Source organism: Amycolatopsis vastitatis (assembly GCF_002234595.1).
GTDB classification, from domain to species: domain Bacteria; phylum Actinomycetota; class Actinomycetes; order Mycobacteriales; family Pseudonocardiaceae; genus Amycolatopsis; species Amycolatopsis vastitatis.
The window spans coordinates 1-19347 of sequence record NZ_NMUL01000005.1 but is presented as its reverse complement, the minus strand read 5'-3'; the positions used below and the strand labels follow the sequence as shown (position 1 = coordinate 19347).

Below are 19347 nucleotides of genomic sequence, written 5' to 3'. Positions count from 1 at the left end.
GCTGGTCAGGGCCGGACGTGCGCGGCGATTCGGCGGGAAGTATCGTCCGGCGCATGGGTAAGCACAGCAGGCGCAAAAGCGGCTATCTGCCCAAAGTCGCCGTTGGCGCGGCCCCCGTCGCGCTCCTTTTCGCGGCGCCCGCGGCCGCGCTCGCGAGCCCGGCCGAGCTGACCCTGCCGCTCGACCACCGCGAGGACAGCACGTTCGGGCGCGACGTCTCGACTTCGGGCCAGGACGACTCGTCGGTGGTGCGCGAGACGCTGACCGCGACCCGCCACGACTTCCTGGCGAAGGAGGTCGCCGGCGCGGTTCTCACCACCGACTTGGCCGAGTCCGCGATCACCCGCCGCGAGGAGCGGCAGACGGAGACGTCGGCCGCGTCGCGGGAAACCGAGGCGCTCACCCGCAACGGCCGCCACACCTTGCGGCTCGGTGCGGTCCGCGCGGTCACCGCGAACTACCAGCGGCTCGGCCAAGGTGATTCGCGCACCCTGTCGCTCTCCCCGATCGCCGGCGGCACCGAGCGCCGGACCGGCCTCGGCGAAGGCACCACCCACGGTGTCTGGCTGGCCGACGGCGTCGACGTGCTGAGCCAGAACGCGGAACAGCTCGACACCGGCCTGCACGGCAGTTTCGCCGGCGACCTCCAGGGCGCGCTGTCGGCCAACCGGTCATCCGGCCAGGCGGTCGACCTCGGCAGCCTGGGCGCGGTCGGCACGACGTCCGAGCAGCACGCGACCGGCCAGATCGCGGGCGTCCTCGACCTGGACCAGGAGCACGAGCTGGGTGGTCAGCTCGGCCCGGCCTGGGGCTGGACGAAGACGACCCAGTCCGTCGGCCCGGACGGCCCGGCCGGTTCGATCCGCGGCGACCTCGGCGTGGACCACGTGGTCCACGCCGAAGGCGGCACGACGACGGTGCGCGGCACGCTCGACCGGTCCGGGTCGCTCAGCGTGCTCGACCGGCCGGTGCTCGGCTTCTAGCTCTCGCTCGGTTTCGGCGGCGCATCCGCGGGCGGCTGCTGGACCGGTGTCCCGGCGGCCGGGGTGCCCGGGGCGGCGGCTTCGGACGGGACGGGAGTCTCGGCCGGGATCGGGGCGCTCGCCTGGTGACGGCCGGCGTCGTAGTCCTCGTCGAACGGGTCGACGATGTCCGCGATCTCGCCCAGATCCCGGAGCAGCCGCTCGAGCCGCGACGGCCCCGCGGTCGGGACGACGCTGGCGAGCACCCACTCGTTCTCCAGCCAGGCCACGCCGACGTCGCCGCCGAGCTGGTCCGCGGCGTCGACGAGCTCCTGGGTGATCACGACGCGGGCGCCGTCGGCGTCGTCCGCGAAGGCGTAGCGCGAGCCGATCGGGCCCAGCATCTCGGGCATGTCGGCGCGCTGGAACGGCACGCTGGACAGCCACATCTCGATCGGGATCCGGTGCTTCTTGTTGCAGCGCACGGCGACCACGACCGCGGGGATCTGGCCCTCGGTCTCGATGTCGAAGATGAACACCGGGCGGCGGCCGTCGGAGGTGAACGTCGAGCCCGCGACGACGTTGACGGCGGTGTCCGCGCCGAAGTAGCCGATCGCGCCGCCGGTCCACTGCTGCGGCAGCCGCTCGTCCTCCTCGACGAACTGCCAGCCGCGCAACTGTGCCCAGCGCATTCGCTCGCGGTTGCGCGAGCCCTCCTTCGCCCGGTCGGCCGCGAGCAGCCCCAGCCCCGCCACCAGCGCGACGGCGGCGATGACGAACCAGATCCACGCCGGAATACCCACGACCGCCAGAGTATCGCCTGTTACACCGGAGGGATGATCGCCGGTACCCGTGTCGCCGCGCCCATTTGAACCAATTTGGGCGGCGCCGGGTCGACATGTCGCCACTGTGGACGGTGTCGTGAGTGGCAAGACGGGTTCCAACCCGCCTTGCCACTCACGACCGGTCAGACGCGGGTGACGGTCAGCGAGTCACCGGCTTCCAGCTCCGGGATGTCGACGCGCACTGTGTCGCCGTCCCGGACTTCGCCCGACAGCAGCTCCTTCGCCAGCTTGTCGCCGATCGCCGACTGGACCAGCCGCCGCAGCGGCCGGGCGCCGTAGATCGGGTCGAAGCCGTTCAGCGCGAGCCACTCGCGGGCGCCGTCGGTGACCTCCAGGTTCAGTCGCCGCTGGGCCAGCCGCTTGGCGAGCCGGGCGACCTGGATGTCCACAATGGACGTCAGCTGCTCGGTGCCGAGCGAGTGGAACACGACGATGTCGTCGAGCCGGTTGAGGAACTCCGGCTTGAACTGCCGCTGCACCACGTCCAGCACGGCGTCCCGCCGCTGCCGCTCGTCGAGCGACGGGTCGGCGATGGCCTGCGAGCCGAGGTTCGACGTCAGGATCAGGATGGTGTTCCGGAAGTCCACCGTCCGGCCCTGGCCGTCGGTCAGCCGCCCGTCGTCGAGGACCTGCAGCAGCACGTCGAAGACGTCCGGGTGGGCCTTCTCCACCTCGTCGAGCAGCACCACCGAGTACGGGCGGCGCCGCACGGCCTCGGTCAGCTGGCCGCCCTGGTCGTAGCCGACGTACCCCGGCGGGGCGCCGACCAGGCGTGCCACCGAGTGCTTCTCGGCGTACTCGCTCATGTCGATGCGCTGCATCGCGCGCTCGTCGTCGAACAGGAACTCGGCCAGCGCCTTCGCCAGCTCGGTCTTGCCGACACCGGTCGGGCCGAGGAACAGGAACGAGCCGGTCGGGCGGTCGGGGTCGGCGACGCCGGCCCGGGCGCGGCGGACCGCGTCCGCGACGACCTGCACCGCCTCGGCCTGCCCGATGACCCGCCGGGTCAGCTCCTCTTCCATCCGGAGCAGCTTGCCGGTCTCGCCCTCCAGGAGCCGTCCCGCCGGGATGCCGGTCCACGCGCTGACCACGTCCGCGACGTCGTCCGCGCCGACCTCTTCCTTGAGCATGACGTTCTGCTGGCTGGCCTCGCTCGCCGCGGTGGCCGCTTCGAACTCCTTCTCCAGCGCCGGGATCCGGCCGTAGCGCAGCTCGGCGGCCTTGCCGAGGTCGCCGTCGCGCTCGGCGCGCTCGGACTCGCCGCGCAGCTGTTCGAGCTGCTCCTTGAGCTCGCGGACGCGCTCGATCGAGCCCTTCTCGTTCTGCCAGCGCGCGGTCAGCGCCGTCAGCGTCTCGCGCTTCTCGGCCAGCTCCGCACGCAACGCGGCGAGACGGTCCTTCGAAGCGGCGTCGCTCTCCTTGGCCAGCGCCATCTCTTCGATCTCGAGGCGGCGCACGGCCCGCTCGACCTCGTCGATCTCCACCGGCCGCGAGTCGATCTCCATGCGCAGCTTGGACGCGGCTTCGTCGACCAGGTCGATGGCCTTGTCCGGCAGGAAGCGCGCGGTGATGTAGCGGTCGGACAGCGTCGCGGCGGCGACCAGCGCGGCGTCCGTGATCCGGACACCGTGGTGCACCTCGTAGCGCTCCTTCAAGCCGCGCAGGATCGCGATCGTGTCCTCCGGCGACGGCTCGCCGACGAGCACCTGCTGGAAGCGCCGCTCGAGGGCGGCGTCCTTCTCGATGTGCTGGCGGTACTCGTCGAGGGTGGTCGCGCCGACCATCCGCAGCTCGCCGCGGGCGAGCATCGGCTTGATCATGTTGCCCGCGTCCATCGCGCCTTCGCCGGTCGCGCCCGCGCCGACGATGGTGTGCAGCTCGTCGATGAAGGTGATGACCTCGCCCGCGGACTCGGTGATCTCCTTGAGCACGGCCTTCAGCCGCTCTTCGAACTCGCCGCGGTACTTCGCGCCGGCCACCATCGACCCGAGGTCGAGGGCGACCACGCGCTTGCCGCGCAGCGACTCCGGCACGTCGCCGGCGACGATGCGCTGGGCCAGCCCCTCGACGATGGCCGTCTTGCCGACACCCGGCTCGCCGATCAGGACCGGGTTGTTCTTCGTGCGCCGCGACAGCACCTGCACGACGCGGCGGATCTCGGTGTCACGCCCGATGACCGGGTCGAGCTCGCCGGCGCGGGCGCGCCCGGTGAGGTCCACGCCGTACTTTTCGAGCGCCTTGAACGTGCTCTCGGGGTCGGGGCTGGTGATCCGGGCGGAGCCGCGGACCTTGGCGAACGCCTCCTGCAGCGCGTCCGGCGTCGCGCCGTGGCGCTTGAGCAGGTCGGCGACCTGCCCGCCCTCGGTGGCGAGCCCGACGAGCAGGTGCTCGGTCGAGACGTACTCGTCGCCCAGCTCGGTGGCGAGCTTCTGGGCGCGCGTCAGCGACTTGACGGCGAAGGTGTCGAACTGCGGGCTCGACACGGTCGCGCCGGTCGCGGACGGCAGCGCCGCGATGAGCGGCTCGAGCTCCTTGTGCACCACCTCCGGGTCGGCCCCGACCGCGGTCAGCAGCGGCGCGGTGAGCCCCTCGCCCTGCGCCAGCAGGGCACCCAGCAGGTGGGGCGCCGAGACGTGCGGGTTGCCGGCCATCGTGGCCGCCTGCGCCGCCGACGAGATCGCCTGCTGGGTCTTCGTGGTCGGGTTGAAAGCGTCCATCCCTCACCTCATGCTCGGTACTTCCGGCTGAAACACTCAAAAACGCCTGGTGACAGGCCTGACCGTGACCTGACACTATCCCTAACGCTCGAAAACTTGAGTCTGTTCCGCTCAACTCTGTCCGGGAGCGACCGCGCTGGCCGGCAACCGCGAGCCCAGCATCCCCAGCCCGGCCACGGCGAGGCCGGCGCACGCCCCCACCAGCACCCAGGGTAACCAGTTCGCGACGGAGAACAACGACACCACGACCGGCGCGATCACCTGCGCCACGGTGAACGCGTACTGGTACGCGGCGAGATAACGTCCGCGGGCGACCGGAGGTGCCGCGGCCTCGGCCAGCGCCCCCGACCGCGGCCCGAAGACCAGGTCACCCGCGGCGAACACCAGCGTCGACGCCAGCAGGTAGACCACGATCCACTCGTCGGGCACGACCAGCACGCCCAGGCTGACCAGGCACCACGCGGCGAACAACGCCGAACCGGCCCGCATCGCGGCGATCCGGTTCAGCCGGGCGGTGAGCCGCAGCGCGAGCGTGCCGCCGACGCTGGTCACCACGGTCAGCAGCGCGAGGATCGCGCCCGGCAGCCAGGCCGGGCCGTGCAGCCGGTCGAGCACGAACACCGGCGTCCCGATCAGGAAGAAGTCGAGCGAAAGCCCGAAGAGCCCGCTGAAGAGGATCAACGCGAGGTAGGGGCGGTCGCGCAGCACCCGGGCCGTCGGCGTGCAGGTCTGCCGGTGCGGCCGCGAGAGCTGGACGAAGGCGGTGAGGATCGACGCGGCCACGAAGAACGTCACGACGTCGACGGCGAGTGCGATGCGGTAGCCGGCGGTGCCGAGCCACGTCAGGAGCGCACCCGCCGTGAGACCGCCGAGGCCGAAGCAGGCGGCCCGCACCATCCCCACTTCGGCGAACGGCCGATCCTTCGGGACGTCGCCCGCGACGTCGGCGATGAGCACGAACAGGGAGCTGTAGAAGAGCTGCTGCCCGGCGGCGAGCAGGACCGCCGCGACCACCACCGGGCCGGGGCCGTCGGCGAGGAGGTAGGCGCCGGCGCCCGCGGCCTGCAGCAACTGGGCGACGATCACCACGGCGCGCGGCCCGACGCGGTCCACCAGCCGCCCGGCCAGCGGCGGCACGACGAGGCCGCCGACCGCACCGAGGGTGACGGCGGTACCCGCCATCGCCAGCGGCACGCCGACCACCTGTGTCACGTAGACCAGTGCCAACGGGAGGAACAAACCTGAGCCGAAGTTGTCGATCCCCAACGCGCACAGCAGTGCGACCCGGCTACGCGTCACCCACCGACGTTAACCCTGACGAATGGCCCTGAGTCAGGACCGAACGGCCACTTTCCGGAGAGGAAAAAGCCACTTCCGGTATGCCTCTTCGCCGCGGGCGTTCACTTGTTCGTGTCAGCCAGGAAAGCGGCGCTGCCGAGCGCCCGGCGGAGGTCGGTGTTCATCTCCGCGAGCCGCGCGGTGAGGTCGGTCACGCGCTCGTCGTCCCAGCCGCCGAGCGCCTTCTCCATGAACTCGAGGTAGTTGGCGCGCCAGCGGGCGAGCTCGGCCCGGCCCTTCTCGGACACGCTCACCAGCGACGCCCGGCCGTCCTCGGGCGCGGGACGGCGATCGATCAGCCCGGCGGCGGAGAGCTGGGTGATCTGCCTGCTCACGACCGACAGGTCGACGAACCGGCGTTTCGCGAGCTCGGACGGCCGCGCTTCGCCGTTCTTCAGCAGGTCCGAGAGCAGCATCGCGGCCGCCGGGTGCAACCCCGGCTCGCTTTGCCAGGCTTGCATGATCCAGGCGTGCTGGAGCTGGGAAGCGGTCTTCAGCTCGCGCATGAGCTCGACCCGGACGTCGTCGTCGGTTTCGCCGGAGCCCATCTCGGCACCTCCCTTAGTTGTGCAATACAAGTTTATTGCCGGACGCTTGCCGAGGACAACCATCGGCGCGGTGAGGTCGCCCACGCCGTGACCGGGGCGGATACACCCGGTCGGAGCAACAATGCGGGCAAAAGGCTGCCCGGCCGCTACCCTGCGGACGGGCCGTGCGAGCGGCACGTTCGAGTGACGAGGTGGACGCAGTGGCGATGGACCCAGGAGGCGGCGGTGAGCGGAAGAGCCGTCGCCGCGCCCAGGCCGGCGGTGCGTGACGGGGTGTCGCAGCTCAACCGACCCGTGAACACCGGCCCATGACAGCCGACTCGGTCAGCCCCCTCCCCAGGTCTTCGGCGCCGCGCGAAGCTCCCGCGGCCGTCACGGCGATGGTCCGGCTCATCCGGGACAGCTGGGCCAAGTCCGAGCCGTACATCGCCGACATTTCGCAGTTCTTCTACGGGATGCTGTTCACCCTGGCCCCGACCACGCGCGACTTCTTCCCGATCAACATGGAGATCCAGCGCGGCAGGCTGGTGCGCGCGCTCGTGCACATCGTGCAGATGGTGGACCGGCCCGACGACCTCGCGCCGTTCCTGCGCCAGCTCGGGCGCGACCACCGCAAGTTCGGCGTCGTGCCCCGCCACTACGAAGCGGTCGGCACCGCGCTGCTGGCGTCCCTCAAGAACCACCTCGGCCCCGAGTGGACGCCCGAGGTCGAACGGGCCTGGGCCGAGGCGTTCACCATCGCCGCCCGTGCCATGCAGGACGCCGCCGCGGCCGACACGAACCCGCCGTCGTGGCAGGCCACCGTCGTCGAGCACCGGCGGCTGACCTGGGACCTCGCCCTGGTCCGGCTGATGCCCGACCAGCCGGTGCCTTACCACCCCGGCCAGTACGTGAGCGTCGAAGTACCCCAGCGGCCGCGGTTGTGGCGGTACCTCTCGCCGGCGAACGCGCCGCGCGAGGACGGCGGCATCGAGTTCCACGTCCGCGCGATCGACGGCGGCTGGGTCTCCCGCGCCATCGTCAGCCACACGCAGCCCGGCGACGTCTGGCGCCTCGGCCCGCCGCTGGGCCGGATGGTGGTCGACCGGCAGTCGTCGCGGGGCGTGCTGATGATCGCCGGCGGGACGGGCGTCGCGCCGCTGCGGGCGATCCTCGACCACCTGGCGTTGTGGGGCGAGAACCCGAAGACGCGCCTGTTCTACGGCGGGCCGACCCGCGAGGACCTCTACGACCTCGAAGAACTGCGGGCGCTCGCGGCCATCAACCCGTGGCTGACCATCACGCCGGTGGTGGAGCGCGGCGGCGACGTCCCCGGGTTCGAACAGGGCACGCTGGCGGAAGCCGTCACGCGGTACGGCGCCTGGCCCGGCCACGACATCCTCGTGTCCGGCTCACCGGCGATGATCCGTGCGACGGTGTCGCGCATGCTGGTCGCGGGCAGCGCACTGGACCAGATCCAGTACGACCCGTTCACGATCGACTAGCCGCCACCGGCCACGGCAATCCGCCGTCCGGTGAATGATTTCGTTACGCTTCGGAAATCGGCAACCAGTAACGGATGAATCCGAGGGCGTGATCATTTTTACGCTGTGGCAGACGGGGTTTACCGGGCGTACCTGAATTGCTCCGTTCGAGCGGGAACGCGCGGAATCACGCGCATCTGCACGGGAATTCGCCTACAGTCGGGAACCCTCGGGGGCGGCACCGCCACAGCGACGCCGCATGCACAGCGTGAAAAGCCTTTGCACGACTGGAGATTACCGTTCCCGATGAGTGCTGAATCCGTGAAGATCTCCGCCATGCCCGAGACGCTTCCCGTTTCGGCCGTGGACGGACGAGAGATGGCCCGGTTGATTCGTGAAAGTTTTGCGGAGATCGAGCCGAAAGCCGACGAACTGGCGCAGTACTTCTACGGCGCGTTGTTCGTGGTCGCCCCCGATTGCCGCGATCTGTTCCCGGTCACCATGGCGAACCAGCGAAGCAGGCTGCTGCGCGCGCTCGTGTACGTGGTGCAGATGGTCGACCGGCCCGACGAGCTGGTCACCTTCCTCGGCCAGCTGGGCCGCGACCACCGCAAGTTCGGCGTCGTCGCCCGCCACTACGACGCCGTCGGGGTGGCGCTGATCGCGGCGCTGAAACGGTTTCTGAAGGAGAAGTGGACCACCGAGGTGGAGTCCGCGTGGACCACGGCGTACGGGCTCATCGCCAAGACCATGCGCGAGGCCGCCCAGGCGGAGACCGGCCCGGCGGCGTGGGCGGCGACCGTGCTGGAACACCGGAAGCTCGCCCGCGACGTCGCACTGGTGAAGGTGCGCACCGAAGGTCTCCTGCCGTACCGCCCCGGGGGCTACGTCAGCGTGGAAGTACCGCAGCGGCCTCGGTTCTGGCGGTACCTTTCGCCGGCCAACGCGCCCCGCGGCGACGGCCAGCTCACCTTCCACGTGCGCGCGGTGCCCGGCGGCTGGGTCAGCGGAAGCATCGTCAACCACACCAAGCCGGGTGACGTCTGGCGCCTCGGCCCGGCGATGGGCGTGCTGAACGTGCGGCCGACCACGGCGAAACGGCCGTTGCTCCTGATCGGCGGCGGCACCGGGATCACGCCGTTGCTGGCGATCCTCGACGACCTCTCGCACTGGAAGCGGAACCCGCCGGTGCACCTGTTCTTCGGGGGCCGAAGACCGGAAGACCTGTACGCGCTGGAGGACCTGCGCCGGCTGCGCGCGATGTCCAGGTGGCTGACGGTCACGCCGGTCACGGAGGAGGGCGCCGTGACCGGCGGCGACCGGGGCACGCTCGCCCACGCCGTGACCCAGCGGGGCACGTGGCGGGACCACGACGTCCTCGTTTCCGGTTCGCCGGCGATGATCCAGGCGACGGTGGCGAAACTGCTGGCCGGCGGGATCGATCTGGAACGAATATCCTACGACCCGTTCACCCTGGACTGAGTTTTGCCCGGAATGTACTGAGAAACTCTCAGCCTCCCGCGCGGAGCCGGTGAATTCTCGCTATCTTCGCCGATATGGAGATGACCATTCCGGTTGCGGACGGCACCATCGGCGGCTACCTGGCGGAACCCGGCGGCGAGGGACCGCACCCGGGGGTGGTGCTCATCCACGACGCGTTCGGGCTGAGCCAGGACACGAAAAACATCACCGACCGCTTCGCCCGCGAGGGATATCTGGCGCTCAGCCCGGACCTGTATTCACGCGGGGGCATGCGCCGCTGCGTGCGGCGGGTGTTCTCGGACATGTTCGCCCACCGCGGCCAGGCGTTCGACGACATCGAGGCGTCCCGCGCGATCCTGGCCGGGCGGGAAGACTGCTCGGGCCGGATCGGCGTCGCCGGGTTCTGCATGGGCGGCGGCTTCGCCCTCGTCGCGGCGACGCGTGGGTTCTCCGCGTCCGCGCCGTACTACGGGCAGCTGCCGAAGAACCTGTCGGTGCTGGACGAGGCCTGTCCGATCGTCGCGAGCTTCGGAAAGAAGGACTTCGGGCTGCGGGGCGCCGCGGCGAAACTCGAGACGGCGCTCACCGAGCGTGGCATCCCGCACGACGTCAAGGAGTACCCGGACGCCAGCCACGGGTTCGCCAACAAGATCGACACCGCGGCCCCGGTGAACCTGCTGCTCAAGGTCGTCGGGTTCACCTACCACCACGAGTCCGCCGAAGACGCGTGGCGCCGGGTGACGTCGTTCTTCGGCGAACACCTGCAGTAGCCGGACCGACCTTCGCACTGGGCCGAGCGGAGGACCGAAACCGTCGAATGGCGGTACTTCGTTGACCGTTGTGCCCGAATCATCTTATGGTCTAGACCACATCGTCCCCTCCGATGTGCTCGTTCGCCCTCCCCCGGAACAACGGTGTTCCCTCTCGAGGAGCCGAAATGACCTGGAACAGAAAGCTTTTCGCGGCCGCTGCCGGTGTCCTGCTCGCGCCGGTGCTGGTCGTCGTCCTCCCCGCCACCACCGCGAGTGCCCACGGGTACATCTCGGACCCGCCCAGCCGGCAGGCCAACTGCGCGGCCGGGAAGGTCCCCGACTGCGGCAGCATCGTCTACGAACCCCAGAGCGTCGAAGGCCCCAAGGGCCTGCGCAGCTGCGACGGCGGCAACTCGCGCTTCTCGCAGCTCTCCGACGAGTCGAAGCCGTGGCCCGCCAAGTCCGTCGGCACGACGGTGACGTTCAACTGGGTGTTCACCGCCCGGCACGCCACGAAGGACTACCAGTACTTCGTCGGCAACACCCTCGTCGCGTCGTTCGACGGCAACGGCCAGCAGCCACCGGCGACGGTGTCGCACACGGTGAACCTGGCCGGTCATTCGGGCCGGGTGAAGGTACTCGCGATCTGGAACATCTCCGACACGGTCAACGCGTTCTACAGCTGCGTCGACCTCCAGATCGGCGGCGGCGGGACGCCACCGCCGACCACGACGACGTCCCCGCCACCGACCACGACCCGGCCTCCCACGACGACCACGCCTCCTTCGAGTGGCACGTGGGCGGCGGGCACGGCGTACAAGGTCGGTGACGTCGTCACCTACGGCGGCGCGAGCTACCGCTGCATCCAGCCGCACACGGCGATCGCGGGCTGGGAGCCGCCGAACACCCCGGCACTCTGGCAGCGTCAGTGAGGCTGGTCCTGGCCGTCGCGCTGCTGCTGACCGGCTGCGGCGCGACGGCCGTCCCACCCGCGTACAACGCGGCCGACGTGATGTTCCTGCAGATGCTGATCCCGCAGAACCAGCAGGGCATCGAAATCGTCCGGCTGGCCGCCGACCGGCCGTTGCCGGCCTCGCTGAAGGAACTGGCGGCGGCGATCGGGGCGACCCAGCAGACCGAGATCGACGCCATGAAGGGCTGGCTCCACGGCTGGGCCGCGCCCGAGACGATGGACACGGATCCGCAGGCCCACGCCGGCCACGGCGGCATGAAGATGACGTCACCGGATCTCGTGGCCGCGTTGAAGGCCGCCCCGGACGCCGAGTTCGGCCGCGAGTTCCGGGACGTGCTGACCGGGCAGCAGCAGGGCGCGGTCGAGCTGGCCCGGACCGAGACCGGTGGCGGGGTCAACGCCCAGGCCCGCGACCTGGCCCGGCGGGTCATCGAGTCGCGGACGGCGGAGGTCGCGCAGCTGCTGAACTTCAAGGTGTGACCTCCGGCGGCACGCCTTGAACGCGAGAAGGCCTCCCCGGTCACCTCGGGGAGGCCTTCATCGCTCAGTCGTCAGCGGCGCTTGGGCCGCCACACCACCATCGCCGTCTGCTGGTTGAGGGGCACCAGGTCCCGGCGGTAGGACGCGTGCGCCGCCGCCGCGGCCTGATCCGCCGCCAGGTAGGCCGCGGCCAGTTCTTCGGTCAGCTCGGTGATCCGGGCCCGCAGCGCGTCGACCTGGTTCTCCAGCTCGATGATGCGCTTGATGCCGGCCAGGTTGACGCCGTCCTCCTGCGACAGGCGCTGGACCTCGCGCAGCAGCGCGATGTCCCGCATCGAGTAGCGCCGGCCGCCGCCGGGGGTGCGGCCCGGTGACACCAGGCCCTGCCGGTCGTAGGTGCGCAACGTCTGCGCGTGCATCCCGGCGAGCTGGGCCGCCACCGAGATGACGAACACCGGGGTCTCCTCGTCCCCCTCAGGGGGCATCCCGCCGAACATCTGTCTCACCTACCTTGCAGCAGCTCGGTGATCTCCGGCCGGGGGTCGTGCCCCGCCATCGCCTCGGCGTACGCCTGCAGTGCCTCGCGCGCCTTGTCGTCCAGTTTGGCGGGGATCGCCGCCTGGAGGGTGACGAGCAGGTCACCCTGCGAACCGTCGCGCTTGGCGATGCCCTTGCCGCGCACGCGCAGCACCCGTCCGCTCGCCGTGCCCGGCGGCACCTTGAGCGAGACCTTGCCCTCGAGCGTCGGCACCGTGATCGTGGTGCCGAGGGCCAGTTCGGTGAAGTCCACCGGCACGGTGATCGTCAGGTCGAGCCCCTTGCGGCCGAACAGCGCGTGCGGGGCCACGTGCACCCGGACGTACAGGTCGCCCGCCTGCGCCCCGCCCCGGCCCGGCTCGCCCTGGGCGGCCAGCCGGATGCGCTGGTCGTCGTCGACGCCCGGCGGGATCCGGACGGTCAGCGTGCGGGTCCGCGTGCTGATGCCTTCGCCGCCGCACTCGGGACACGGGTCGTCGATGATCGTCCCGCGGCCGCGGCAGTCGCGGCACGGCTCGGAGAACGCGAACGCGCCCTGGCTGCGGCTGACCAGACCCGAACCGGAACAGGTCGGGCAGGTCCGCGGTGACGTCCCCGGCCGCGCGCCGTTGCCGCCGCACGTCGCACAGCTCGCCGGGCTCGACAGCCGCAGCGGCAGGGTCGCGCCCTTGACCGCCTCGGCGAAGTCGATCCGGACGTCCGTCTCGACGTCGGCACCGCGCTGCGGCCGGTTCGCCGTCGCACCCGCCGACGCCCGGCCACGGCCGAACAGGCCGCCGAGGATGTCGCCGAGCCCGCCGAAACCGCCCTGCTGGTTGGCGCCGGCCTGGCCGAAGATGTCGCCCATGTCGAAGCTGCCGGTGCCCCCGCCGCCAGGGAAGTTGAAGCCGCCCCCGCCGCCGAAGAGCCGCCGCGCCTCGTCGTACTCCTTGCGCTTGCTCGCGTCGGAGAGCACGCCGTAGGCCTCGGAGACCGCCTTGAACTTCTGCTCCGCCTGCGCGTTGCCGGCGTTCGCGTCCGGGTGGTTCTCCTTGGCCAGCTTCCGGTAGGCCTTCTTGATCTCGTCCGCGGTGGCGTCGGAGGAGACGCCCAGCTCACGGTAGAAGTCCTTACCGATCCATTCCCGTGCGCTCATCGGGCGTCTCCTCCTTCCACTTGAACCGGACAGTGCTTACTGCTGCTGCTCATCGACTCCGCCGCCGAGTGGCCGCTCGCCACCGACGGACGGGTCCCCCGGGGCCGCACCGGGCTCGTGGTCGGTCACGCCGACCAGCGCCGCCCGCAGTACGCGGTCCCCGAAGCGGTAGCCGCGGCGCATGACCACGGTGACCGTCGGGCCCGCCACGTCCGGCGAGGTGTTGTGCTGCACGGCCTCGTGCACGCTTGGGTCGAAGGGCTCGCCCTCGGCGCCGAACGACTCGAGACCCGCCCGCTGCAGGCCGCTGATCAGCTTGTCGCCGACCGCCTTGAACGCCCCGGTGAGGTCACCGTGCTGCTCGGCCCGCTCGAGGTCGTCGAGCAGCGGCAGCAGGTCGTTCACGACGGTCGCCTTCGCCCCGATCACGACCGCCTCGCGGTCGCGCTCCACCCGCTTGCGGTAGTTGGCGTACTCCGCCTGCAGGCGCTGGAGGTCGGCGGTGCGCTCGGCCAGCTCCTTCTCCACGTCGGAGACGACCGACACCGAGTCGTCCACAATGGACTCGCCGAGCGAGGGACCCGCGTGCTCCACGGGCGTCTCGTCCGGCTCCGGCGCGGCGTGGGCCGGACCGGGCGGGCGGACCTGCCCGGTCTGGGGGTCCACCCGACGCCGATCCCGCACGACCACCGGCTCCTCGGGGCCTCGGCCCTGGTTCTCGGATTCGTCGTAGCTGTGGGTCACTTCTTCTCGTCCTCTTCGACGATCTCGGCGTCCACCACGTCATCGGCCTTGGCCTGGCCACCAGCCGCACCGGCGTCGCCGCCGGCCGCCCCCGCCGAGCCTCCAGCGCCGGCCGCACCGGCCGCCGCGTCGGCGTTCGCGTTGGCGTACAGGGCGGTGCCCAGCTCCTGCGAAGCGGTGTTCAGCTTCTCGATCGACTCGCGGATCTTGGTCGAGTCGGTGCCCTTCAGCGCCTCGTTGGCCTCGTCGATCGCGGTCTTGACCTTGCCCTTGAGGTCCTCGGGCAGCTTGTCGTCGTTGTCCTTGACGAACTTCTCGGTCTGGTAGACCAGCGTCTCCGCCTGGTTGCGGGTCTCCGCCTCCTCGCGGCGCTTCTTGTCCTCCTCGGCGTGGGCCTCGGCGTCCTTGACCATGCGCTCGATGTCGTCCTTCGGCAGCGCGGAGCCACCGGTGATCGTCATCGACTGTTCCTTGTTCGTGCCCAGGTCCTTCGCGGTCACGTGCACGATGCCGTTGGCGTCGATGTCGAAGGTGACCTCGATCTGCGGCACGCCACGCGGGGCGGGCGGGAGACCGGTCAGCTCGAACATGCCGAGCTTCTTGTTGTGCGCGGCGATCTCGCGCTCACCCTGGAACACCTGGATCTGCACCGACGGCTGGTTGTCGTCCGCGGTGGAGAAGATCTCCGAGCGCTTGGTCGGGATCGTGGTGTTGCGCTCGATGAGCTTGGTGAACACGCCACCCTTGGTCTCGATGCCCAGCGACAGCGGGGTGACGTCCAGCAGCAGGACGTCCTTGACCTCGCCCTTCAGCACACCGGCCTGCAGCGCCGCGCCGACCGCGACGACCTCGTCCGGGTTCACGCCCTTGTTCGGCTCGCGACCGCCGGTCAGCTCCTTGACCAGCTCGGCGACGGCCGGCATGCGGGTGGAACCACCGACGAGCACGACGTGGTCGATGTCGCCGACGGAGATGCCCGCGTCCCGGATGACGTTGTTGAACGGCGCCTTGGTGCGGTCGAGCAGGTCCGAGGTGATCTTCTGGAACTCGGCGCGCGAGAGCTGCTCGTCGAGGAACAGCGGGTTCTTGTCCGCGTCCACGGTGATGTACGGCAGGTTGATGCCGGCCGAGTTCGAGCTCGACAGCTCGATCTTCGCCTTCTCCGCGGCCTCACGGATGCGCTGCAGCGCCATCTTGTCCTTGGTCAGGTCGATGCCGTTCGTGGCCTTGAACTTGTCGACCAGCCACTTGACGATGCGCTCGTCCCAGTCGTCACCACCGAGGTGGTTGTCACCGGAGGTCGCGCGGACCTCGACGACGCCTTCGCCGATCTCCAGCAGCGAGACGTCGAAGGTGCCACCACCGAGGTCGAAGACCAGGATGGTCTGTTCCTTCTCGCCCTTGTCCAGGCCGTACGCCAGCGCGGCGGCGGTCGGCTCGTTGACGATGCGGAGCACGTTCAGGCCGGCGATCTGCCCGGCCTCCTTGGTGGCCTGCCGCTGGGCGTCCTCGAAGTACGCCGGGACGGTGATCACCGCGTCGGTGATCGTCTCGCCCAGGTACGCCTCGGCGTCGCGCTTGAGCTTCATCAGCACGCGTGCGCTGATCTCCTGCGACGTGTAGTTCTTGCCGTCGATCTCGGTCTTCCAGTCGGTGCCGATGTGCCGCTTCACGGACCGGATCGTCCGGTCGACGTTCGTCACGGCCTGGTTCTTCGCCGGCTGACCGGTCAGCACTTCGCCGTTCTTGGCGAAGGCGACGATCGAGGGGGTGGTCCGGGAGCCTTCCGAGTTGGCGATGACCGTCGGCTCGCCGCCCTCAAGGACGGCGACGACCGAGTTGGTCGTGCCGAGGTCGATGCCGACCGCTCGCGCCATGGTGCTTTCCTCCTGTGTAAGCAGCTCGCCTGCTATGGTTCGTGACCTGCACGTTCGCCCCCATCTTGAGCGGGGCTCTGGCAAGTTCTATCGGGCCTCCGCGCATCCCGTCAAGCCAGACTTGAGTCGGCTGCGCTCAACCTTCGTACCCAGCCTAACGAGCCGGTTCGGGTTCTTGTTCCCGGGTCCGGCGGCCGTCTGCCCAGCAATGGGGTGTGACGCCGCTCACGACCTCGGCAGGTTCACCGGCAGACCAGGTCACGGCCCGGCGTGACCCCGCTCACCAGGTACTTCACCTCGGCCGCGCGGGCGCAGGCGGAGTTGAACAGCCCGGTGTGGCCGTCGTCGGCCCGGGTGAGCAGATCCGCGCTGTCGATGCTCGCGGCCAGCCCACGGGCCCAGGACAGCGGTGTCGCCGGGTCGTGCGCGCCGCCGACGACCAGGATCGGCGGGGCGCCGTGCACCGGGTGGGGTTGCGGTGGGTTCTTCGCCGGGACGGGCCAGCCGGCGCACCCGCTCGTGAGGTCCCAGAACTCGGAGTACCGCCAGCTGTGCGGGGCCACCGTGCGGACCAGTCCGGCCATCACGCCCATGTCCACCGGCCCGGTGAACGGCGACGGGAAGTCGTGGCAGCCGATCGCCCGGTAGGCCCCGTAGATCGGGGACAGGAACTGGTTCCGCTCGGTCAGCCCCTTCGCGTCGGGGAACTCCCCGCCGGCCGCGGCCAGCGCCTTCCCCAGCAGCGGCCATTCCTCCCGGATGTAGAGGTGGTTGTAGACGCCGGCCGAGACCTCGTCGGCCGTCGCCTTGCGGCCGAGGTCGCTCGACCAGATCGCCCCCTGCGCCGCCCTGGCCACGACGTCGTCGTAGAAGCGGAGGACGTCCTGCCCGTGCAGGACGCACTCCGCCGAGCCACGGCACCAGCCCGCGAACCGGACCAGCGCGTCCTCGGTCGCCGCGGCCTCCTCGAGAATCGCCTGACGCAGCGGCCGCGTGTGGTCGACAGCCCCGTCGAGCACCATCGTGCGCACCCGCCCGGGGTGTTTCGACGCGTAGATCGCGCCCAGTTCCGTGCCGTAGGAGAGACCCAGCCAGGAGATCCTCGGCTCGCCGAGCGCGGCGCGGATCGTCTCGACGTCCTCGGCCGCGCTCTGCGTGTCCGCGTTCGCCAGCAACGGCCCGGTTCTGGCCAGGCAGTCCTGGCCCGCCGCCCGGTTGTGCGCCACCAGCGCGTCGAACCCCGCGCGGGTCGACGGGAACCGGTCCAGCGCCGGGTCGAACAGCGTCGCCGCGTCGCAGGTGATGCGCGGGGTGCTGAACCAGTCGCCGCGCGGGTCGAACCCCACGACGTCGAACCGCTGCCGCAGCTGGGCGAGGTCCGGCGAGGCCAGCCCGCCGAACTGCACGAACCCGACGCCGGAGCCACCCGGTCCGCCCGGGTTCACCAGCAGCGAGCCGATCCGGCGACCCGGGTCGAGCGCGGGCAGCCGGGCCAGCGCGAGCTGCGCCGAGCCGAGTTCCGGCCGCCCGCGGTCGATCGGCACGTCGACCGTCGCGCACTCCGCCGCCGGCTCCTGCGTCGTGGCACACGGGCGCCACGACAGCGCCGACGCTTCGGCGACGGCCGGTACCGCCGCCATGACCACGACCGCCGCGATGACCGCGGCGACCCGGCGCACGTCCATGATCCGTTTCCTCCCCTGCACGCCGGCCTTCGGCGTGCTTCCTTCCTAACAGCGACCACCGACAATTCAGGAGCGGCGGACGGTCCAGGAAGAAAGGAAGAAATCGGGATTTCCTTGCTGCACAACGACTTCAGCGGGGGTACCGACCCACGAAGTCACTCGATAGTGGGAATCCGCGGTGACCGGCACCCCCTGCGCCGGAGACACGGCCGCCTCGCCGCGCGCGAAACCCACGACGCCGAACATCGCGACGGCCCCCAAAAGCGCGGCAGCCAGCACCCGCCGTTCGATCTTGCCCATCGGAAAAGCCCCCGTAGTAAGAGAAAGGTCAGGCCGCGCGGACCGTGACGCTGCCGCTTTCGGTCGTCAGGTCCAGCGTGTGCGGCGCGGAGCCGTCGGTCGGGACGTTGATGTCGCGGTGGCCGCTGTCGCTGTTGCCGAGGACGCGATACGGGCCGCCCGGCACCTCGACCTCGACGCTGCCGCTGTCGGCCTTCACCTTGACGTCGTTCGCCTGCGTCAGCGAGAAGTCGACGCTCCCGCTCGACGACGTCACGTCGACCGGGCCACGCACGTCGGTGCCCTTGATGCTGCCCGAGTCCGCCCGCAGCTGGACCTCGCCGACGCCCCGCAGGTCGATCCCGCCGCTGTCCAGCTGCAGCTTCACCAGGCCGGGCACGTCTTCGACCCGGGCGTGGCCGGAGTCGGACCGGACGTCCACACTCGCCACCCCCGCGACGTCCAGGCCGCCCGATTCCATCCGGCCGGTCACCGGGACACCGGGCGGCACGACCACCTCGAAGCCGACCGAGCAGTTGCTCCCGCAGTCGGTGAGCACGAGCTGGTCGCCGTCGACGCGGTAGAACGACCCGCCCGGCTTGCTGCGCCAGTGGTAGCTGACCTTTTCGTGCACCGTCGACGGTCCCGTGCCGGTGCGGATCTTCACCGATCCCGAGTCGCCCTCCAGCTTCACGCTCCGGATGGTCTGCGAGACGGTGCTGGTGTTGTCGAAGTCCGAGCCCCAGCCCCAGCCGAAGGCGGTCGCCAGGCCGACGCCGATCAAGACGATGCCACCCAGGGCCAGAAGCGGGCGCGCCATGGTCGTTGGTCCCCTCAGTATCGTTTCCTCTGCGTGAGAAACGTTATGGCCTGGTGAAGAGGCGGTACATGGGGGTAACCCCCCGAAAGACCCTGAGATCCGTCCCTGACACGCGGGGGCGGCATCGGGGGCCTAACCTGGCGCAGACTCGCAGTTCTTGATCAGGAGGAGCCATGCCGCAAGCACCCGGCCCGTACGAATCCCTGCCCGACGTGCCGTCCTTCACCCTCCGCAGCAGCGATGTCGCCGACGGCGAAACCCTGGCCACGCCCCATTTGTCCGGCATCTTCGGCGCCGGCGGCGAGGACCGTTCGCCGCACCTGGCGTGGGCGGGATTCCCGGCGGAGACGAAGAGCTTCGCGGTGACCTGCTACGACCCGGACGCCCCCACCGGCAGCGGGTTCTGGCACTGGGCCGTGTTCAACGTCCCGGCGTCGGTGACGGAACTGGCCTCCGGCGCGGGCGACGGCTCCGGCCTCCCCGAAGGAGCGGTGACCTTGAAGGGCGACGGCGGGGTCAAGCAGTTCCTCGGCGCGGCGCCCCCGCCCGGGCACGGCCCGCACCGGTATTACTTCGCGGTGCACGCGCTGGACGTCGACAAGCTGGACGTCCCGGAGGACGCGACGCCGGCGTTCCTCGGCTTCAACATGTTCGGGCACACCTTGGCCCGCGCCGTGATCACGCCGGTGTACGAGAACAAGGGCTGAGTT

General features: G+C 70.5%; 18 protein-coding genes. 7 read left to right on the top strand and 11 right to left on the bottom strand.

The annotated features are described in order from the left end of the window. Nucleotides 1–53 precede the first annotated feature (53 nt). Nucleotides 54–983, top strand: coding sequence for a hypothetical protein (locus tag CF165_RS03600; protein WP_093945975.1), 930 nt, complete (start codon nt 54–56; stop codon nt 981–983). On the opposite strand, the gene CF165_RS03595 is transcribed toward CF165_RS03600, so the two are convergent. From CF165_RS03595 to CF165_RS03580, 4 genes are all read right to left on the bottom strand, one after another. Next, complete coding sequence (locus tag CF165_RS03595; protein ID WP_093945974.1) at nt 980–1765, bottom strand: TtfA family protein; 786 nt, start codon at nt 1763–1765, stop codon at nt 980–982. The two genes, CF165_RS03600 and CF165_RS03595, sit on opposite strands and share 4 nt — an antisense overlap. A gap of 164 nt (nt 1766–1929) precedes the next feature. Continuing rightward, the gene (gene clpB, locus CF165_RS03590; protein ID WP_093945973.1) at nt 1930–4524 is read right to left on the bottom strand and encodes an ATP-dependent chaperone ClpB; all 2595 of its coding nucleotides are present in this window, start codon (nt 4522–4524) and stop codon (nt 1930–1932) included. A 111-nt stretch (nt 4525–4635) separates the two neighbouring features. Continuing rightward, nucleotides 4636–5823 (bottom strand): MFS transporter, encoded by a 1188-nt coding sequence (locus CF165_RS03585; RefSeq protein ID WP_093945972.1) that lies wholly within the window; start codon nt 5821–5823, stop codon nt 4636–4638. A gap of 101 nt (nt 5824–5924) precedes the next feature. After that, on the bottom strand, nt 5925–6410 hold the full coding sequence (locus tag CF165_RS03580) for a MarR family winged helix-turn-helix transcriptional regulator (RefSeq protein ID WP_093945971.1): 486 nt from the start codon (nt 6408–6410) through the stop codon (nt 5925–5927). A gap of 308 nt (nt 6411–6718) precedes the next feature. Between CF165_RS03580 and CF165_RS03575 the strand changes: the two genes are divergently transcribed. The 5 genes from CF165_RS03575 (at nt 6719) to CF165_RS03555 (ending at nt 11560) form a co-directional block, all read left to right on the top strand. Then, entirely contained in the window at nt 6719–7894 is a 1176-nt protein-coding gene (locus tag CF165_RS03575) for a globin domain-containing protein (RefSeq protein WP_205660756.1), read from the top strand. A gap of 357 nt (nt 7895–8251) precedes the next feature. After that, entirely contained in the window at nt 8252–9355 is a 1104-nt protein-coding gene (locus tag CF165_RS03570; RefSeq protein WP_093946383.1) for a globin domain-containing protein, read from the top strand. Nucleotides 9356–9429: 74 nt separating this feature from the next. Beyond that, nucleotides 9430–10125, top strand: a complete 696-nt coding sequence (locus tag CF165_RS03565) for a dienelactone hydrolase family protein (RefSeq protein ID WP_093945969.1) — start codon at nt 9430–9432, stop codon at nt 10123–10125. Between the two features lie 167 nt (nt 10126–10292). Next, nucleotides 10293–11039, top strand: coding sequence for a lytic polysaccharide monooxygenase (locus CF165_RS03560; RefSeq protein WP_093945968.1), 747 nt, complete (start codon nt 10293–10295; stop codon nt 11037–11039). Beyond that, nucleotides 11036–11560, top strand: a complete 525-nt coding sequence (locus CF165_RS03555; protein ID WP_240521438.1) for a DUF305 domain-containing protein — start codon at nt 11036–11038, stop codon at nt 11558–11560. The genes CF165_RS03560 and CF165_RS03555 overlap by 4 nt, the downstream gene beginning before the upstream one ends. Nucleotides 11561–11631: 71 nt before the next feature. Here the strand turns inward: CF165_RS03555 and CF165_RS03550 are convergent, their stop codons facing one another. The 7 genes from CF165_RS03550 to CF165_RS03520 form a co-directional block, all read right to left on the bottom strand. Next, nucleotides 11632–12057 (bottom strand): heat shock protein transcriptional repressor HspR, encoded by a 426-nt coding sequence (locus CF165_RS03550; RefSeq protein ID WP_093945967.1) that lies wholly within the window; start codon nt 12055–12057, stop codon nt 11632–11634. Between the two features lie 5 nt (nt 12058–12062). Then, entirely contained in the window at nt 12063–13232 is a 1170-nt protein-coding gene (gene dnaJ, locus CF165_RS03545; protein WP_093945966.1) for a molecular chaperone DnaJ, read from the bottom strand. A 36-nt stretch (nt 13233–13268) separates the two neighbouring features. Further along, a complete protein-coding gene (gene grpE, locus CF165_RS03540; RefSeq protein WP_093945965.1) occupies nt 13269–13976 on the bottom strand; it encodes a nucleotide exchange factor GrpE in 708 nt (235 codons plus the stop codon). Further along, on the bottom strand, nt 13973–15853 hold the full coding sequence (dnaK, locus tag CF165_RS03535) for a molecular chaperone DnaK (RefSeq protein ID WP_093945964.1): 1881 nt from the start codon (nt 15851–15853) through the stop codon (nt 13973–13975). Before dnaK ends, grpE begins: the two co-directional genes overlap by 4 nt. 242 nt (nt 15854–16095) lie before the next feature. Beyond that, nucleotides 16096–17538: an alpha/beta hydrolase gene (locus CF165_RS03530; RefSeq protein ID WP_093945963.1), complete on the bottom strand. Its 1443-nt coding sequence runs from the start codon at nt 17536–17538 to the stop codon at nt 16096–16098. Between the two features lie 66 nt (nt 17539–17604). Next, on the bottom strand, nt 17605–17838 hold the full coding sequence (locus CF165_RS03525; protein WP_143268432.1) for a hypothetical protein: 234 nt from the start codon (nt 17836–17838) through the stop codon (nt 17605–17607). A 28-nt stretch (nt 17839–17866) separates the two neighbouring features. After that, nucleotides 17867–18637 carry a DUF4097 family beta strand repeat-containing protein gene (locus CF165_RS03520; RefSeq protein ID WP_093945961.1) on the bottom strand — a complete coding sequence of 257 codons (771 nt, stop codon included), beginning with the start codon at nt 18635–18637 and terminating at the stop codon, nt 17867–17869. A gap of 173 nt (nt 18638–18810) precedes the next feature. Between CF165_RS03520 and CF165_RS03515 the strand changes: the two genes are divergently transcribed. After that, on the top strand, nt 18811–19344 hold the full coding sequence (locus CF165_RS03515) for a YbhB/YbcL family Raf kinase inhibitor-like protein (protein WP_093945960.1): 534 nt from the start codon (nt 18811–18813) through the stop codon (nt 19342–19344). The last annotated feature ends 3 nt before the right edge of the window (nt 19345–19347 follow it).

What these genes read in the sequence shown, in the direction of transcription:
- CF165_RS03600 (WP_093945975.1), top strand. Translation starts at nt 54, where the DNA reads ATGGGTAAGCACAGCAGGCGCAAAAGCGGCTATCTGCCCAAAGTCGCC.
- clpB (WP_093945973.1), bottom strand. Translation starts at nt 4,524, where the DNA reads ATGGACGCTTTCAACCCGACCACGAAGACCCAGCAGGCGATCTCGTCG.
- CF165_RS03580 (WP_093945971.1), bottom strand. Translation starts at nt 6,410, where the DNA reads ATGGGCTCCGGCGAAACCGACGACGACGTCCGGGTCGAGCTCATGCGC.
- CF165_RS03575 (WP_205660756.1), top strand. Translation starts at nt 6,719, where the DNA reads ATGACAGCCGACTCGGTCAGCCCCCTCCCCAGGTCTTCGGCGCCGCGC.
- CF165_RS03570 (WP_093946383.1), top strand. Translation starts at nt 8,252, where the DNA reads ATGGCCCGGTTGATTCGTGAAAGTTTTGCGGAGATCGAGCCGAAAGCC.
- CF165_RS03565 (WP_093945969.1), top strand. Translation starts at nt 9,430, where the DNA reads ATGGAGATGACCATTCCGGTTGCGGACGGCACCATCGGCGGCTACCTG.
- CF165_RS03560 (WP_093945968.1), top strand. Translation starts at nt 10,293, where the DNA reads ATGACCTGGAACAGAAAGCTTTTCGCGGCCGCTGCCGGTGTCCTGCTC.
- CF165_RS03550 (WP_093945967.1), bottom strand. Translation starts at nt 12,057, where the DNA reads ATGTTCGGCGGGATGCCCCCTGAGGGGGACGAGGAGACCCCGGTGTTC.
- dnaJ (WP_093945966.1), bottom strand. Translation starts at nt 13,232, where the DNA reads ATGAGCGCACGGGAATGGATCGGTAAGGACTTCTACCGTGAGCTGGGC.
- dnaK (WP_093945964.1), bottom strand. Translation starts at nt 15,853, where the DNA reads ATGGCGCGAGCGGTCGGCATCGACCTCGGCACGACCAACTCGGTCGTC.
- CF165_RS03530 (WP_093945963.1), bottom strand. Translation starts at nt 17,538, where the DNA reads ATGGACGTGCGCCGGGTCGCCGCGGTCATCGCGGCGGTCGTGGTCATG.
- CF165_RS03525 (WP_143268432.1), bottom strand. Translation starts at nt 17,838, where the DNA reads ATGGGCAAGATCGAACGGCGGGTGCTGGCTGCCGCGCTTTTGGGGGCC.
- CF165_RS03520 (WP_093945961.1), bottom strand. Translation starts at nt 18,637, where the DNA reads ATGGCGCGCCCGCTTCTGGCCCTGGGTGGCATCGTCTTGATCGGCGTC.
- CF165_RS03515 (WP_093945960.1), top strand. Translation starts at nt 18,811, where the DNA reads ATGCCGCAAGCACCCGGCCCGTACGAATCCCTGCCCGACGTGCCGTCC.